The following is a 12794-nucleotide window of genomic DNA, read 5'->3' on the forward strand; positions in this document are numbered from 1 at the left end:
CGGGGATCATCGGGGGACCTCCGCGTTGACCCGGCGCACGTACGGCACGGCGCAGGCGGCGACCACGATCATCGACAGCACCGCGACGGTGGCGCCCGTGCTCATGTCGAACTGGGTGAACGCGGTGTAGTAGGACAGCACCGGCAGGGTGTTGGTCGAGGTGCCCGGCCCGCCCTCGGTGAGGACGTAGACGAAGTCGAAGCTCTTGAACGCGTAGACCACCGTGAGGATCGCGAGGATCCACATGGTGGGCCGCAGGAGCGGCAGCACGATGCGGGCCCGCGTGGTCCAGTAGCCCGCCCCGTCGATCGCGGCGGCCTCGAGGACCTCCCTCGGCACGGCGAGCATCGCGCCGCGAAGGATCAGCGTCGAGAACGGCAGCGCCGACCAGGCGACGACGCCCGCGACCGTCCACAGCGCCGCGCTGGGCGAGCTCAGCCAGGGCACCGGCCCGATCCCGACGACGCCGAGCACCGAGTTGAGCACCCCGGAGTCGTCGAGCAGGAACTTCCAGACGCTGCCGCTGACCAGCGGCGGCAGCGCCCAGATGAACACCATCAGTCCGAGCACGGCGCCGCTGCCCCGGCCCGGTTCGGCCAGCACCGATGCGCAGACGAAGCCCAGCACCAGGTTGGAGGTGAGCAGCACGGCGCACACGCCGAGCGTGCGCCACAGCGCGTACCAGGTCTCGGGGTCGCCGAGCGCGTCGGCGAAGTTGTCGAGGCCGACGAGCGACCAGCCGCCGACGATGTTGCTCGGCCCGACGTCGCTCACCGACATCTGGAACAGCACGACGAGCGGGTAGAGCGCCATGGCGACCAGCACGACGGCGGCGGGCACGCCGAAGCCGAGCGGGGTGATCGCGCTCCGGCGTCTCTCCGGTGGGGCCTGCGGGGGTGCCGCGACCTCCGGGATCTTCGTGGCGAGCCCGCTCATGCGCATCCTCCGCCGCCCTGCTCACGTGCCTCGGCGACGCTCTCGATCGCGTCCCGCGCCCCGTCCTCCGGCGACTGCTCCCCGGAGATCACGGAGCTGACCGCGGTGCCGAGCGCCTTCTGCATGGCCGCGGTGTTCGGGTTGTTCGGCCACGGGGCCGCGTCGCGCGTGGCGGCGACGAACGGGGCGACCAGGGGGTCCTGCTGGATCTCGGGCGCCGCGGCGGCCTGCTCGTGCAGCGGGATGGAGCCCGCCGCCTCGTACACGGCCAGGCCGCTCTCCGGCGACATGAGCTGCTCCAGGAACTTCCACGCGAGGTCGGGGTGCTGCGACTTCGACCCGATCGCGAAGCCCTCCCCGCCGGGGAAGACCTGGCTCCTCCCGCCCGTGGGCGCCGGGAACTGCGCGGTGCCGTAGCGGAACCCGGCCTCCTTGACGTTGCCGAGCTGCCAGTTGCCGTTGAGCGCGAACGCGTAGCGGCCCGTCATGAACTGCTGCCACGACGCGTTCTGGTCCCAGGTGGCCGCGGCGCGCGGCAGCGAGTCCGTCTCCCGCCACGCGGCGATGCGCCGGAACGCCTCGGTGACCTGCTGGGCCGACTCCGCGAGGTTGCAGTAGCCAACGCCCAGGCCGAGGAGTTGTGGCGCGAAGAGCCATGCGCCCTCCACGTCGGCGGCGCCGGAGAGTGCGACGCCCCCGTACTTCCCGCCGGCCTCGACCGTCTCCATGGCGGCCTGCAGCTCGTCGAGCGTGGTGGGGGGAGCGAGGCCGTACTCGTCGAGGATGTCCTGGTTGTAGTAGAGGCCGACCAGGTTCGTGTACGACATCAGGTTGTAGATGCGGCCCTCGTCCTCCCAGGTGGCGTGGTCGGGGAAGCGGTCGGCGTCGGGGAAGGACTCCCAGTGCGGCGTGAGGTCGCGCATCACGCCGCCCGCGACGAGGGTCGGGAAGTCGACCACGATGTTGTTGGTGAACAGGTCGGGCGTGCTCCCCGTGGCCACCGACGCGAGCAGCTTCTGGTCCTGCTGGCTGCCAACCACCTGCACCAGCTCGATCTCGACGCCGGGGTTGCGCTCCTCGAAGCGCTGCACCTCGGCCTCGAGCCACTCCTTCTGGGTGCCGTCGTAGTACTGCCAGAACGTCAGCACGGTGCTGCCCGGAGTGCTCGCCGCGATGCTGGAGATCGCACAGCCCGAGAGCACCGGGCCCGAGGTCACCAGCAGGAGGGCGAGTGCCAGTGCGGGCAGGCGCGATCTCATCGGCGGGTCCTCCACAGCGGCGTGGGCGTCGGGCTGAGCCTAGGCAGGGTTATAGCGACGCACAAGATATATATGAAGATTGCCGACGTAATTGTCCGGACGTTATGTTGGCCGGATGGCCGTATCCGAGCGCAGCCACCCGCCGACCCCGGCGTCGGTGGAGGGTGCAGGCGTGCTGCTCGGGATGATCCGCAGCGGGCGGGCGCGCACCGTCACCCAGCTCGCGGACGCCATGGGCGTGGCGCGCTCGACGATCCTGCAGCGGCTCGACCACCTCCAGCGGCTCGGCCTCGTGCGCAGCGAGATGCGCACCGAGGGGGCGCGCGGCCGTCCCGCCGCCGTGTTCGGGTTCGACCCGCGCGCGGGCACGGTGCTCGCCGCCCACCTGGGACTCACCGGGGTACGGCTGGCCGTGACCGACCTCGACGGCGAGGTGCTCGCCGCCCGGTTCCGCACCGTCGACGTCGCGCGGGGCCCCGGCGCCGTGCTCGACCTCCTGCACGGCACGTTCGAGGAGCTCTCCGCGGAGGCCGCGGCCGGTCCCGTCGTCGGGGTCGGCGTCGGCACCCCCAGCACGTTCGAGCTGAAGGCCTACGCGCGCGGGCACGGTCTCTCGGCCGTCGGCTGGGACCGCGACGAGTTCCGCGACGCCCTCGCGGCGCGCTACCACGTGCCGGTGCTGCTCGACCTCGACGTCGCCATGCTGGCGCTGGCCGAGCACCGGGTGTCCTGGCCGGACGCCGAGGTGCTCGTGTGCGTCAAGCTCGGCACCCTGATCGACGCGTCGGTGGTGGTCAGGGGCCTGCCGGTGCGCGGGGCCGACCGCCTCGCCGGCGAGCTCGGGCACATCAAGGTCACCGACGCCGACGACCCGTGCGCCTGCGGGAGCGTCGGGTGCCTCGACGCGGTCGCGAGCGGCAGCGCGCTCGTGCGCCAGATGGTCGCGGCCGGCCGCCCCGTCGACCACGTCTCGCAGGTCGTGCAGCTCGCCAACGACGGCGACCGGGACGCGGTGCACCTCATCCGCCGCTCGGGCCGGCGCATCGGCGAAGTGCTGTCGTCGGTGGTGAACCTGCTCAACCCGGCGGGGATCTCGATGTGGGGCTACCTCACCGAGGCCGAGTCCCTGCTCGCCGGGATCCGCGAGTCGCTGTACCAGACGGCCCTGCCCGGTTCCAGCGAGAACCTCCGCCTCATCAACACGGCCCTGGGTGAGCTGGCCGGGGTCCGGGGCGCCGCGCTCTCCGTGATCGACATCGTGCTGGAGCCCCGCGCCGTGGACCGGGCGGTGCTCACCGGCTCCTGGTCGGCCTGAGGGCGGCCGCGAGCCGCTGCGGCCGTGCGCGGTTCCACAACCCCGGGCCCGCCACGACCTGTGGCTGGCGGTGCGGAGCCCAGCCCCCGGGTGCTGCGCCGGCCCGAGAAGCACCTCAGTGCAGGCGACACGACCGTGAGGTACTGCTGACCTTCCGATGCTTGGCGCGAGCAGCACACGGGGGCGCTCAGCCGCACTGTGAAGTGCGGCTCGCGCTCAGGCCGCCTCCCGGACGCGCTGCAGTCGATCAGGGTGCTGCCCCTCCACGGGTCACCGCCGCCTGCTCGGCAGTGGATCGGCGCGAAGCGCGTCCCGCATGATCGCCACGGCGATCTGCAGCGGCTCGAGGGGTCGGACGAAGAGGGTCAGTTCCTCGATCAGCCCTTCGGGGCCGGTCCGCCGGATCAGCACGCCGTCGACGGGGTGGTCACCCACGTGTGCGGTGAACTCCTCGAACCGCCGCCGCTCCGCTTCGCACCGCTGGCCCGGCTCGGGGTCGGTCAGGCACCGGCCGATCGTGGCGAGCAGGTGCGCGACGTCGTCACGGCCCCGGTAGTCGGCCACCGGGCTGTGGAACGCCACGGACGGAGCGAGCAGCGGCCGGACGGTGTCCGGCGTGGACGGTGCCAGCAGTGCGCGGATCATGATCGCCTCTCGCCACTTCGAATTTAGAAGCGAGTCTGCGACACCGCCGTGGGGCCTGTCAATTCACGGGGCACGGCTAGGCTGGCGCGCTGCAGCCGAGGCACGGAAAGAGGCTTGCGAATGCCGGTACGCCACACGGGCGCAGGCTCATGAGCGCGCAGCAGGCGCCCCGGCCCGCTCGCCCGGTGCGCGGATCACGCACCGGGCGTCCGATCATGGCGCTGCTCGACGTCCTCGGGCAGCGGTGGACGATGCGGATCATGTGGGAGCTGCACGGGCATGCTCCGTTGCCGTTCAACGCCCTCCAGAAGCGCTGCGACGGCATGTCCTCGAGCGTGCTCAGCCAACGGCTCGGCGTCCTGCAGGACGCCCGCCTGGCCGTCGCCGACGCCGACGGCTACCGCCTCACCACACTGGGGACCGAGCTCGTGGAGCACCTCCTGCCGCTGGTGTCGTGGTCGGAGCGCTGGGCCGCGGAGCTCGACGAGTCGTCACAGGCCTGAATCACCCGGGGTCGGGCCCGCGCACGAGCGGCCCGGCGCCCGGGATGAGTATCAGTATCGATCAGCAGTTCAGACCTGCCCGTATCCGCCATCGGCCTGGTAGTCGGCGCCGTTGACGTGGGAAGCGGCGTCCGAGGCGACGAAAGCGATGACCGCGGCCACCTCCTCCGCGGTGCCGGCCCGGGTCATCGGCGTCCCGGCGCCCATCCTCGAGAAGAACGCCTTCCGCGCCTCGTCGCCCGGGGCGAGCTGCGCGATGCCGGGCGTGTCCGTCGGGCCCGGACTCACCACGTTCACCCGGATCCCCCGCGGGCTGAGCTCCAGAGCCCACGTACGGGCCAGCGCCCGAACCCCGGCCTTGGACGCTGCGTAGACGCTCTGCCCGCGCGACGCCTTGTGCGCGGCCATCGACCCGACGAGCACCACGGCACCCCCGTCGACCAGCAACGGCAGCGCCTTCTGGACCGTCATGATCGTCCCAGCCACGTTGACGCCGAACACGGTGTCGATGATCTCCGTGGTGATCGAGCCCAGCGGGGCGGGCACGATCGCCGCCGCGTTGGCGACGAGCACGTCCAACCGGCCACTGCGCTCCTGCACCTGCGCGAAGAGCCGGTCGAGATCGTCGACGGAGGCCGAGTCGGCCTGGACACCGACGACGTCACCGGGGATGTCCGCGGCCGCTGCCTTCACGCGATCCCCGTCCCGGCCCGTGATGTAGACCGCGCCGCCGCGTGCGGCGATCTTCCGGGCCGTGGCGTGGCCGATACCGGCGCTGCCGCCCGTCACGACCGCGATCTTGCCGTGAAATGTGTCGCTCATCGAGATCTTCGTCCGTTCATGCTCGGAATCACCAGCGGTCCGAGCCTGAACCTCCTCCGATACCGGTGCTGAGAGCCTGCTCATACCGGTACTGACACCACCCGGCTACCTGCCACCGGCTCGGGCACGATGGTGGCGTGACAGCCACCGCACACGGTAAGGAACTCGGGTCGTTCCTGCGGTCACGGCGCGAACGGATCACACCCGACCAGGTCGGCATCCCGCCCGGCACCCGGCGGCGCACCCCAGGGCTCCGCCGCGAGGAGGTCGCCCAGCTCGCCGGGGTCGGCATCACCTGGTACACCTGGCTCGAACAGGGTCGGCCGATCAACGCCAGCGCCCAGGTGCTCGCCGCGGTGGCCCGGACCCTGCGCCTGACCGACGCCGAACGCGACCACCTCTACCGCCTGGCGGGGGTCCCCCAGCTCCTGGCCGACGTGGAACCCGCGCTCGACATCCCGGATGAGCTCCACGCCATCGTGCGGGCCCTGGATCCGCTGCCAGCGGTGCTGGTCAACGCCCGCACGGACGTTCTGGGCTGGAATCGGTCGTACGGTGCTCTACACCATCACCTGGTCAGCGCGCCGGCCGCCCAACGGAACACCATCTGGTACCTGTTCACGGCGCTGCAGGAGCACAGCCGCATCCTCAACCGCGACGAACAGGCACCGGAGGTCGTGGCCGGCTTCCGCTACAGCTACAGCCAGCACCTCAACGATCCGCAATGGCGCGATTTCGTCGCCCGCCTGCGCGACGCGAGCCCTCTGTTCGCCCGCTTGTGGGACACCGAAGACGTGGCCCCGCCCCGTCTGTGCGACAAGCACTACGACTTCCCGGAGATCGGGGAAATTCGTATCCGCTCCACCGGCATGGCCCTTGTCGACCACCCCGGTATCCGGATCGTCGTCCACACCCCCGCCGAGGATCGCAGCCGTGAACGCATCGATCGCGTCCTCCGTCGACCGGATTGGTCAGGTCGGGGTCGGCCGCCCGGCTCGCCAGTCAACGGCGGAGGCATGGGTGGGACCGTCAGCTCGGTGATGTGAACTCAGCGCACGTGCCGGTCCGCGCGGTCATCCCGCGGACGCGCGGTGGCGCTGCGAGCGGCTTCGGCGTGGACGATGCGGGTTCCGTGCCCGACGGGTACCTGCTCGCCGGCGCGGGGGCCGACCCGGCCGGGGCTGAACCGTCTCGCGGGGTCGGGAGCGGGCGAAGTAGGCGCCCGCGGGGACACGTGCCCGTTCGTACCCGGTGCGGTGGCCGCGGGCGCGGCACCTGGTACGCAATCGAGGTCGTCGGTTGCGCATCGCTGAGGGGCGCGGGTCCGGGCAGGTTCGTCAGTGGCGGCGTTCGCGGTACGCGCGGGTCTTGTGGCGGTTGCCGCAGGCGTTCATGTTGCACCAGCGTCCGCGGGCGTTGCGCGAGGTGTCGTGGAAGGCCCAGCGGCAGTCCGGTGCCGCGCAGAGCTTGATCCGCTTCCAGTCCCCCCGGCACGCGGCCTCGGCCACCGTCTCGACGAGGACGTCGAGCCACCGCCTCCCGGACCGGGCGGCCACCCGCATCCCGCCCGCGCCGTCCGGCACGAGCTGCAGCGGGTGGTCCGCGAACGCGGTGGCGGGGTCGGCCTCGCCCAGGAGCGACTGCCGCAGGGCCGTGCGGAGGGCGAGGGTGCCGGCCAGGTCGTCCTGGTCCAGGGCGGTGCCCGCGTCGGCCAGGTCGTGCGCGGCCAGCCAGCGCGCCAGTGCGTCCGGCGACGTCAGCTGGTCGCCGCCCGCGTGGATCTGCCCGTGCCTGCGGAACGACCGCTCGTCGACCGTGTTGAGGAATTCCTCGATCAGGCTGAGTCCAGGCACGACACCACCATAGTTGTTGACCGGTGTTGCTGGCTTGCGACACCTTTGTTAGCTTTCGCTGGTGTCGAACCGACAGGAGGAGAAGCCGATGACCGAGCCGCGACCGGTGCTCGACGTGTCCGCGGCCGACCTCGACGACCTCACCGCGCGCCTGCGCGCCACGCGGTGGGCGACGCCGTGGCCGGTCGACCCCTGGGAGGCCGGCACCGACGGTGCCGAGCTGCACCGCCTCGTCGAGTACTGGGCGTCGGGCTACGACTGGCGCGAGCACGAGGCGGCGATCAACGCCCTGCCGTCGCGGTTCGCCGAGATCGGTGGCACCTCCGTGCACTACCTGCGCTTCGACGCCGAACGCGAGGGCGCGTTCCCGATCCTGCTCGCGAACGGCTGGCCCAGCTCGTTCCTCGAGCTGATCGGCGTGGCGGAGCGGCTGTCCACGCCCTCCCGCTTCGGCGGCAGCCCGGACGACGCGTTCACCGTGGTCGTCCCGACCCTGCCGGGGTACGGGCTGAGCGCGCAGCGCCCCGCGCTCGACGGCGTGCTCACCCACGAGATCTGGCACCGGCTCATGCACGACGTGCTCGGGTTCGAGCGGTACGGCGCGCACGGCTCCGACATCGGCGCGGGGGAGGTCACCCTGCTCGGCGCGGCCCACCCGGAGGCGGTGGCCGGCCTGCACCTCCTGGACGCCGTCGACCCGCCCAGCTTCGACCCGGCGGGCCTCACCGCCGACGAGCGCGCCTACCTCGACGCGGAGCAGCGGTGGTTCGACGAGGAGCGCGGCTACTCCCACGAGCAGCAGACGCGTCCGCTCACCCTCGCGCAGGGGCTGACCGACTCACCGTCGGGCCTGCTCGCCTGGATCCTCGAGAAGTACCGGGCGTGGAGCGACTGCGGGGGCGACGTCGCCAGCCGGTTCAGCGACGACTTCCTGCTGACCCAGGCGTCGCTGTACTGGTTCACCGGCTCGATCTCCACCTCGTTCCGCCCCTACTGGGAGCGCGGCAACGGCCACAGCCCGCGCGTCGAGCGCGTGGACGTGCCGACCGGGGTGGCGGTCTTCCCCGCCGACCTCGGGGGCAGGCTGCCGCGCAGCTGGGTGGAGCGCACCTACGACGTCACCCGTTACACCGAGATGCCCCGCGGCGGCCATTTCGCCGCGCACGAGGAGCCGGTCCTGCTCGCCGACGACATCGCCGCCTTCTTCCGCGGTATCGGTTGCCCATCGCTGCGGTGACAGCGATGAGCAACCGATGATGAGCACCGAGCCGGATCAGCTGCTGCGCAGGAGGGTGTCCAGCGCCTCCTGCGTGCTCCGCAGGCGCCGGATGGCGGCGTCGACGCGGGCCTGTTCGCGGTGCAGGAGATCGACGACGCCCGGGCAGCCCGACGACGCCAGCCTCCCGCCGTCGTCGTGCACGCAGTGCAGCACCTGCCCGATGACCGAGGTGGGGAGGCCGGCCGCGAGCAGGGCCCGGATGCGCAGCACCGCGGCGAGGTCGGCCTCGGCGTACTCCCGGTAGCCGTTCGGCCCCCGCGTGGGCTGCAGCAGCCCCTGCTCCTCGTAGTAGCGCAGCAGCCGGGTGCTCACGCCGGCGGCGCGGCCGAGCTCACCGATCCGCACTCGAGGCTCCGGCTCCGGGCTTGACCTTCACACCGGTGTGAAACCTTACGGTCCGCCCGACACATTCCACACCGGGAGGAAACGCAGATGTCGGGAGCCGTGATCATCGGAGTCGGGCCGGGGATCGGCCGCTCGGTCGCACTGCGGTTCGCGCGCGAGGGCCTGCCGGTCGTCCTCGTCGCCCGCTCGGAAGCGGTGCTGCGCTCGGTGGCCGGCGAGGTGGAAGCGGCCGGGGCAACCGCCGTGCCCCTCACCGCCGACAGCACGCGGGAGACGGAACTGCGCAGCGTGCTCGACCGGGCCGCGGACCGGCTCGGCGCCCCTGACGTCGTCGTCCACAACGCCGCGCTCGTGCGCCCCGACGCGGTGGGGGAGCTCAGTGCGGCGCAGCTCGTCGAGACCTGGGCCGTCAACGTCGGCGGGGCGTACGTCGCCGCGGGTCACGTCCTGCCCGGGATGGCGCAGCGCGGCAGCGGAACCTTCCTCGTCACCGGCGGCATGCCCGAGCCGAAGCCCGGCTACGTGTCCCTCTCCCTGGGCAAGGCCGGCCTCCGGACGCTCGTCGAGGTGCTCGACCTGGCGTACGGGCCCTCCGGCGTGCACGTCGCCTCGGTCACCCCCGACGGGGACGTCGTCGTCGGCACGGCCCTCGACCCGGACGTCATCGCCGAGGAGTACTGGCGCCTGCACGCCCAGGCGAAGGGGAGCTGGGAGCGGGAGGTCGTCCTCGGCCCGGGTGGTTCAGGCCCGGGTGGTTCAGGCCCGGGTGGTTCAGGCCCGGGTGGTTCAGGAAAGCCACATTCAAGGCCGGAGAGGCCCTGAACGTGGCTTTCCTGAACTCGCCGGAGGCGATCAGCGCGACGCCGTAGCGACTCCGCGCGACGCCCGCGCCAGCCCGATCGCCGCCACCGCGGCGATCGCGAACGCGGTGGCGGCGATCGCGAGGCAGCTGAACACCCCCGCGGCCGTGTTCACCGTCTCGCCGCCGAGGGCCGTGGTGGTGGACGTGAGCACCGCGGCACCGGCGAAGTTGAGCACGACAGAGCCGATCGAGATCACGACCATGACGAGCCCGGCCACGACGCTCTGCCGCTCGGGGGACGCCAGGCTGCCTGCCATCGTGAAGCCGGAGGTCCCGAGCGCCCCGACCGTGAGGCCCAGCAGGAACGCGGAGCCGAGCGCTGCGGGCAGCAGGGAGGCTCCCGGGAACATCCCGAGGACGCCCACGAGCCCGACCAGCACGGCCCCGGCCAGCGTCGCGGCCGGGCCGATGCGCGTCGCGAGCAGGCCGGAGAGCGGGCCGCCGAGGGTGACGCCGATCCCGGGCAGGGCGAGCAGCAGGGCCACCGATCCCTGGTCGGCGAGCCCGTAGCCGAGGTGCAGGCCCGTGGAGACGTCTCCGATCAGCGGGATGAGCTGCAGCACGCTCTGGTAGGCGCCTGCGGCGAGGAACAGTACGAGGAAGGTGAGCGCCAGCGGCCGGCCGAGGTTCCGGACGTCGATCAGGGGTTCGGGCTCGCGGGTCGACACCAGCCACCAGCGGGCCAGCGCCGCGGCGCCCGCGACGAGGAGAGCCAGCGGACCGGCGGCGAGCCAGCCGAACTCGGCCCCGAGGCTGACGTAGCTGAGCACGCCGGCCAGACCGCCGCCCAGGAGCACCGCCCCGCCGACGTCGATCCGGCCGGGGGTGCGGATCCGCGACTCGGGGACGACGAGGATCACGCAGATCGCCATCGCGGCGGCGACGAGGGCCGCGCCCACGAACAGGATCTGGAAGCCGAACCGGTCGGCGAGGCGTTCGACGAGGAACCGGGACGCGATGTTGAGCACCGCCGATCCGGACGTCACGACGCCCACGACGATCATCGCCGGGCGGGGTGGGAACACCTCGCGCACGATCGCGACGGCGAGGAACATCGCGGCCACGGCGGCGCCCTGCAGCAGCCGGCCGGGCACGAAGACCCACAGGTCGGGAGCGACGGCGCACAGCACCGCGCCCGCGCCGCTGACGAGCAGCGTCAGCACGAGCACGCGGCGCTTGCCGTGGACGTCGGCGCTCTTGCCCAGCAGCGGGGCCCACAGCACCCCCGCGAGCATCGCGCTGGCGTTGAGCCAGGCCGCCTGGTCGGTCTCGAAGTGGTCGAGCATCTCGGGGAGCACCAGCAGCGGGGCGGTGATCGCCGAGTCGACCATGAAGTTCACCAGGGCCAGTACGACGACCAGGCCGGCGAGCCGCCCGGTGGGGGCGGTTCTGTTCTCCTGCAAGACGGGCTCCTCACCGCGGCGGTGTCGAAAGCAAAACTACACCGTGCAGTGTGGAAAACTTGAGAATACGATGAGGGCCGTGGCGACTCCGAGACCGGCCTGGCAGACACCGGGCCGGCGGCGGCAGGCCGAGGCGAAGCGGGCGGCCATCCTCGACGCGGCGGAGGAGCTGTTCGTCCCCTCCGGGTACGAGCTCACCAGCGTCGACGCGATCGCGGCGCGGGCCGGGGTCTCCAAGCGCACCGTCTACGACCACTTCGGCGACAAGCCCACCCTCTTCGCGAGCGTCGTCGCCCGCGTCGCCGACGCGTTGCACGTGTCCACGCGCAAGGCGGTCGAGGAGGAGCTCACCGACGGCCGCGACCTGCGCGACGCGCTCATCGCGTTCGTGCGCAGGCTCACCACCGACGTCGTGCCGACGTCGACCTACGCGACCTACCGCCGCCTGTACGCCCACGCGGCCTCGGCGCCGCGGCTGCCGGACCGGCCCGACGAGGAGCCCGAGCGGATCCTGGAGGAACGGTTCGCGCAGCTCGCGGCGGCCGGTGAGCTCGAGGTGCGCGACCCGCGCCGCGCCGTGCAGCACTTCACCGCCCTGACGATGCGGCTCGTCCTCGACGCGATCAGCCGAGACCCGGCCGACCCGGAGGTCCAGGAGATCATCACCGACGGGGTGGACGCGTTCCTGCGCGCCTACCGCTGAGCCGGCACGGGCCGGGTGGCCGCCAGCGCACGCAGCAACGCCGCGCTGTCCTCGTCGACCGGGAGGAAGGTCTCCAGCGCGAGGTCGGACGCACCGACGTCCAGCGGGGCGCCGAGCGTGGCGATCACCGTCTGCAGCCCGACCACGCCGAGCCGGGTCTTGAGCTCGAAGCCCGCCATCACGCCGTCGCCGGTCCACCGCGGCGGCTCGCCGGGTGCGGCGGTGAGGTACCCCTCGGCCTCGACGACGAGGTCGAGGAGCGCGTCGTCGGCGTCCTCGTCGGCGAGCCTGCGCAGCCGCGCGATCAGCGACCGGCTGCACGCCGGCGTGGCCGTGGAGATCCTGGGCAGGCCCTCGGGGTGGGTGGACAGCCGCAGCATGTTGACCGGTGGCGTGAGCAGTGCTGGATCGACGCCGTCCCACAGCAGGTCGGCGGCGGCGTTGGCGGCCACGAGGTCCCATCGGGCGTCGACCACGATCGCCGGGTGCGGGTCGTGCGCGGCGAGCAGCCGGTCGAGCGCCTCCCGGACCGGACGCATGGCCCGGTCGGGACGGCCGGGCCCGCCCTGCGGGGGTGCGTAGCCGCCCGCGAGCAGCAGGCGGTCGCGCTCCGGCAGGGGCATCTCCAGCGCGTCGGCGAGGTGCACGAGCAGCTGCCTGCTCGGCCGGGCCCGCCCGTTCTCCACGAAGCTGAGGTGCTTGGTGGACACCCCGGTGGCGGTGGCGAGCTCCAGTTGGCTCATGCCACGGCGCTGCCTCCAGAACCGCAGCACCCCACCCGCGCCGGCGTCCACCTCGTCAGCGTAGAGCGCAGGCCGGACTGCACCCAGGAGGTAATGGGCAGGAGTACCCGCCCCGGGCGAAGGTCG

At 72.4% G+C, this 12794-nt stretch carries 14 protein-coding genes; 6 read left to right on the plus strand and 8 right to left on the minus strand.

The window, feature by feature from the left end; all coding sequences use genetic code 11:
* Window positions 1-6 precede the first annotated feature (6 nt).
* Window positions 7-936, minus strand: coding sequence for a carbohydrate ABC transporter permease (locus ACFPL3_RS25080; RefSeq protein WP_343944262.1), 930 nt, complete (start codon window positions 934-936; stop codon window positions 7-9).
* Complete coding sequence (locus ACFPL3_RS25085; RefSeq protein WP_343944263.1) at window positions 933-2195, minus strand: sugar ABC transporter substrate-binding protein; 1263 nt, start codon at window positions 2193-2195, stop codon at window positions 933-935. Before ACFPL3_RS25085 ends, ACFPL3_RS25080 begins: the two co-directional genes overlap by 4 nt.
* A gap of 115 nt (window positions 2196-2310) precedes the next feature.
* Here ACFPL3_RS25085 and ACFPL3_RS25090 point away from each other — a divergent pair, with 115 nt between their 5' ends.
* The gene (locus ACFPL3_RS25090) at window positions 2311-3510 is read left to right on the plus strand and encodes an ROK family transcriptional regulator (RefSeq protein ID WP_343944264.1); all 1200 of its coding nucleotides are present in this window, start codon (window positions 2311-2313) and stop codon (window positions 3508-3510) included.
* Window positions 3511-3780: 270 nt separating this feature from the next.
* Here ACFPL3_RS25090 and ACFPL3_RS25095 read toward each other — a convergent pair whose 3' ends face one another.
* Window positions 3781-4155, minus strand: coding sequence for a hypothetical protein (locus ACFPL3_RS25095; protein WP_343944265.1), 375 nt, complete (start codon window positions 4153-4155; stop codon window positions 3781-3783).
* Between the two features lie 149 nt (window positions 4156-4304).
* On the opposite strand from ACFPL3_RS25095, the gene ACFPL3_RS25100 reads away from it, so the two are divergent.
* Complete coding sequence (locus ACFPL3_RS25100; protein ID WP_343944266.1) at window positions 4305-4658, plus strand: winged helix-turn-helix transcriptional regulator; 354 nt, start codon at window positions 4305-4307, stop codon at window positions 4656-4658.
* A 69-nt stretch (window positions 4659-4727) separates the two neighbouring features.
* On the opposite strand, the gene ACFPL3_RS25105 is transcribed toward ACFPL3_RS25100, so the two are convergent.
* The gene (locus ACFPL3_RS25105; protein ID WP_343944267.1) at window positions 4728-5480 is read right to left on the minus strand and encodes an SDR family NAD(P)-dependent oxidoreductase; all 753 of its coding nucleotides are present in this window, start codon (window positions 5478-5480) and stop codon (window positions 4728-4730) included.
* 137 nt (window positions 5481-5617) lie between these two features.
* On the opposite strand from ACFPL3_RS25105, the gene ACFPL3_RS25110 reads away from it, so the two are divergent.
* Complete coding sequence (locus ACFPL3_RS25110) at window positions 5618-6526, plus strand: helix-turn-helix transcriptional regulator (RefSeq protein WP_343944268.1); 909 nt, start codon at window positions 5618-5620, stop codon at window positions 6524-6526.
* A gap of 291 nt (window positions 6527-6817) precedes the next feature.
* Here the strand turns inward: ACFPL3_RS25110 and ACFPL3_RS25115 are convergent, their stop codons facing one another.
* The gene (locus ACFPL3_RS25115; protein ID WP_343944269.1) at window positions 6818-7333 is read right to left on the minus strand and encodes a CGNR zinc finger domain-containing protein; all 516 of its coding nucleotides are present in this window, start codon (window positions 7331-7333) and stop codon (window positions 6818-6820) included.
* 88 nt (window positions 7334-7421) lie between these two features.
* On the opposite strand from ACFPL3_RS25115, the gene ACFPL3_RS25120 reads away from it, so the two are divergent.
* On the plus strand, window positions 7422-8570 hold the full coding sequence (locus ACFPL3_RS25120; RefSeq protein ID WP_343944270.1) for an epoxide hydrolase family protein: 1149 nt from the start codon (window positions 7422-7424) through the stop codon (window positions 8568-8570).
* 36 nt (window positions 8571-8606) lie between these two features.
* Here ACFPL3_RS25120 and ACFPL3_RS25125 read toward each other — a convergent pair whose 3' ends face one another.
* On the minus strand, window positions 8607-8957 hold the full coding sequence (locus ACFPL3_RS25125) for a MerR family transcriptional regulator (protein WP_343944271.1): 351 nt from the start codon (window positions 8955-8957) through the stop codon (window positions 8607-8609).
* Between the two features lie 87 nt (window positions 8958-9044).
* Here ACFPL3_RS25125 and ACFPL3_RS25130 point away from each other — a divergent pair, with 87 nt between their 5' ends.
* A complete protein-coding gene (locus ACFPL3_RS25130) occupies window positions 9045-9779 on the plus strand; it encodes an SDR family NAD(P)-dependent oxidoreductase (protein ID WP_343944272.1) in 735 nt (244 codons plus the stop codon).
* A 30-nt stretch (window positions 9780-9809) separates the two neighbouring features.
* On the opposite strand, the gene ACFPL3_RS25135 is transcribed toward ACFPL3_RS25130, so the two are convergent.
* Window positions 9810-11222 carry an MFS transporter gene (locus ACFPL3_RS25135; RefSeq protein WP_343944273.1) on the minus strand — a complete coding sequence of 471 codons (1413 nt, stop codon included), beginning with the start codon at window positions 11220-11222 and terminating at the stop codon, window positions 9810-9812.
* A gap of 70 nt (window positions 11223-11292) precedes the next feature.
* Between ACFPL3_RS25135 and ACFPL3_RS25140 the strand changes: the two genes are divergently transcribed.
* On the plus strand, window positions 11293-11925 hold the full coding sequence (locus ACFPL3_RS25140) for a TetR/AcrR family transcriptional regulator (RefSeq protein WP_343944274.1): 633 nt from the start codon (window positions 11293-11295) through the stop codon (window positions 11923-11925).
* Here the strand turns inward: ACFPL3_RS25140 and ACFPL3_RS25145 are convergent.
* A complete protein-coding gene (locus tag ACFPL3_RS25145) occupies window positions 11916-12719 on the minus strand; it encodes a helix-turn-helix domain-containing protein (protein ID WP_343944275.1) in 804 nt (267 codons plus the stop codon). The genes ACFPL3_RS25140 and ACFPL3_RS25145 overlap by 10 nt on opposite strands.
* Between the last annotated feature and the right edge of the window lie 75 nt (window positions 12720-12794).

Origin of the sequence: Pseudonocardia zijingensis, assembly GCF_042657305.1 — a bacterium.
Classification (GTDB): domain Bacteria; phylum Actinomycetota; class Actinomycetes; order Mycobacteriales; family Pseudonocardiaceae; genus Pseudonocardia; species Pseudonocardia zijingensis.

Bases quoted from the DNA above. Each gene is read 5' to 3' on its own strand.
- ACFPL3_RS25080 (WP_343944262.1), bottom strand. From the start codon at position 936: ATGAGCGGGCTCGCCACGAAGATCCCGGAGGTCGCGGCACCCCCGCAG.
- ACFPL3_RS25085 (WP_343944263.1), bottom strand. From the start codon at position 2,195: ATGAGATCGCGCCTGCCCGCACTGGCACTCGCCCTCCTGCTGGTGACC.
- ACFPL3_RS25090 (WP_343944264.1), top strand. From the start codon at position 2,311: ATGGCCGTATCCGAGCGCAGCCACCCGCCGACCCCGGCGTCGGTGGAG.
- ACFPL3_RS25095 (WP_343944265.1), bottom strand. From the start codon at position 4,155: ATGATCCGCGCACTGCTGGCACCGTCCACGCCGGACACCGTCCGGCCG.
- ACFPL3_RS25100 (WP_343944266.1), top strand. From the start codon at position 4,305: ATGAGCGCGCAGCAGGCGCCCCGGCCCGCTCGCCCGGTGCGCGGATCA.
- ACFPL3_RS25105 (WP_343944267.1), bottom strand. From the start codon at position 5,480: ATGAGCGACACATTTCACGGCAAGATCGCGGTCGTGACGGGCGGCAGC.
- ACFPL3_RS25120 (WP_343944270.1), top strand. From the start codon at position 7,422: ATGACCGAGCCGCGACCGGTGCTCGACGTGTCCGCGGCCGACCTCGAC.
- ACFPL3_RS25130 (WP_343944272.1), top strand. From the start codon at position 9,045: ATGTCGGGAGCCGTGATCATCGGAGTCGGGCCGGGGATCGGCCGCTCG.
- ACFPL3_RS25140 (WP_343944274.1), top strand. From the start codon at position 11,293: ATGAGGGCCGTGGCGACTCCGAGACCGGCCTGGCAGACACCGGGCCGG.